Origin of the sequence: Pararhizobium sp., assembly GCF_035497515.1 — a bacterium.
GTDB lineage: Bacteria > Pseudomonadota > Alphaproteobacteria > Rhizobiales > Rhizobiaceae > Pararhizobium.
This window is the reverse complement of record NZ_DATJDJ010000073.1, coordinates 1-2097: the sequence shown is the minus strand read 5'-3', so window position 1 is coordinate 2097 and position 2097 is coordinate 1. Positions and strand designations below refer to the sequence as shown.

The 2097-nt window shown below is 60.9% G+C and carries 3 protein-coding genes; all 3 read left to right on the top strand.

Features of this window, described 5'->3' with window-relative positions:
• The first annotated feature begins 28 nt into the window (after window positions 1-28).
• Window positions 29-433, top strand: a complete 405-nt coding sequence (gene rplT / locus VL202_RS08385; RefSeq protein ID WP_325463672.1) for a 50S ribosomal protein L20 — start codon at window positions 29-31, stop codon at window positions 431-433.
• A gap of 104 nt (window positions 434-537) precedes the next feature.
• Window positions 538-1623, top strand: coding sequence for a phenylalanine--tRNA ligase subunit alpha (gene pheS / locus VL202_RS08380; RefSeq protein ID WP_325463671.1), 1086 nt, complete (start codon window positions 538-540; stop codon window positions 1621-1623).
• Window positions 1624-1701: 78 nt separating this feature from the next.
• A partial coding sequence (gene ytpR / locus VL202_RS08375) for a YtpR family tRNA-binding protein (protein ID WP_349255683.1) occupies window positions 1702-2097 on the top strand: 396 nt, incomplete at its 3' end.

Here is a 2097-nt window from a genome sequence, read left to right as displayed (position 1 = left end):
ACTTTTGGATTTTTAAGGAGATCATGACATGGCACGTGTAAAACGCGGCGTAACTTCCCACGCCAAGCACAAGAAGACACTCAAGGCAGCCAAGGGCTTCTACGGCCGCCGCAAGAACACCATCCGCGCCGCCAAGGCCGCCGTGGATCGTTCGAAGCAGTTCGCCTACCGCGACCGCAAGGTCAACAAGCGCAATTTCCGCGCCCTCTGGATCCAGCGCATCAACGCCGCCGTCCGCGAACATGGCCTGACCTATGGCCGGTTCATCGACGGCCTTTCCAAGGCCGGCATCGAAGTCGATCGCAAGGTTCTGTCCGACATGGCCATCCATGAGACGGAAGCTTTCGGCGCGCTCGTCGCCGCTGCCAAGAAGGCGCTCGAATATCTCAAGGACGCAGGCACCACCAACGAGTTTGAAAGCGCGGTCAAGTAAACCAGCGCTTCCCAAACCTATCTGAACACTTGGGAAACCCGCGCTGGCACGGCTGGCGCGGGTTTTTCTTTGACCGATCACGGCAATGAACCGGGAATATTGCGATGTCCGATCTGCAAGCACTGAAAGAGAACCTGCTGGCCGAAGTGACCGGCGCCGGCGACGAGGCCGCCATCGAGGCTGTCCGCGTCAATGCGCTGGGCAAGAAGGGCTCGATCTCCGAGCTTCTGAAGACGCTTGGCACCATGTCGCCCGAGGAACGCCAGACCCGCGGCGCCGCGATCAACGCGCTGAAGAACGATGTCTTTGCTGCCATCACCGCCCGCAAGTCCGACCTGAAGGATGCCGCCATCGCCGAGCGACTGGCGCGCGAAACGGTCGATATCTCGCTGCCGGTGCGTTCTTCCCCGACTGAACGCGGCCGCATTCATCCGATCAGCCAGATCATCGACGAGATCACCGCGATCTTCGCCGATATGGGCTTCTCGATCGCAGAAGGCCCGGATATCGAGACCGATTATTACAATTTCACCGCGCTGAACTTCCCGGACGGCCATCCTGCGCGCGAAATGCACGACACGTTCTTCTTCAATCCGGACCCAAACGGCGAGCGCAAGGTTTTGCGCACCCACACATCGCCGGTGCAGATCCGCACCATGGAGGCACAAAAGCCGCCGATCCGCATCATCATCCCCGGCAAGACCTACCGGCAGGACAGTGACGCCACCCATTCGCCGATGTTCCACCAGGTCGAGGGCCTGGTCGTCGACACCAAGTCGAATGTCGCCAACATGCGCTGGATCCTGGAAGAGTTCTGCAAGACGTTCTTCGAGGTCGATGATGTGACGATGCGCTTTCGCCCGTCCTTCTTCCCCTTCACCGAGCCGTCCTTCGAGGTGGATATCCAGTGCGACCGCTCGTCGGGCCCGATCGTCAAGTTCGGCGAAGGCACCGACTGGATGGAAATCCTCGGCTGCGGCATGGTGCACCCGAACGTCCTGCGCGCCGGCGGTCTCGACCCGGATGTCTACCAGGGCTTTGCCTGGGGCATGGGCCTCGACCGCATCGCCATGCTGAAATACGGCATGCCGGACCTGCGCAACTTCTTCGACGCCGATGTGCGCTGGATGAGCCATTACGGTTTCAGGCCGCTCGACATGCCGACTTTGTTTGGCGGGTTGAGCGCGTAACGACGCCGATTGAACATTTTCCGCAACGGCTTGCGCAGAAGGCAAGCAGTTGCAAGACTTTAGGACACGGGTGAAATCATGAAATTCACACTCTCCTGGCTGAAAGATCACCTGGAAACGGATGCGACGCTCGAGCAGATCTGCGAACGCCTGACGGCGATCGGGCTCGAGGTCGAGCATGTCGACGACAAGGCCGCCTACCGGCCCTTCGTCATTGCCAAGGTCGTCTCGGCGGAAAAGCACCCGCAGGCGGACAAGCTGAGGGTGCTGATGGTCGATACCGGCAAGGGCGCGCCCGTGCAGGTGGTCTGCGGTGCGCCGAATGCCCGCACCGGCCTCGTCGGCGCCTTTGCGGCACCCGGCGCCTATGTGCCCGGCATCGACGTGACGCTGTCGGTCGGCACCATTCGCGGCGTCGAAAGCCACGGCATGATGTGCTCGGAAAAAGAGCTCGACATGTCAGACAGCCATGAC

What these genes read in the sequence shown, in the direction of transcription:
- pheS (WP_325463671.1), top strand. Translation starts at nt 538, where the DNA reads ATGTCCGATCTGCAAGCACTGAAAGAGAACCTGCTGGCCGAAGTGACC.
- rplT (WP_325463672.1), top strand. Translation starts at nt 29, where the DNA reads ATGGCACGTGTAAAACGCGGCGTAACTTCCCACGCCAAGCACAAGAAG.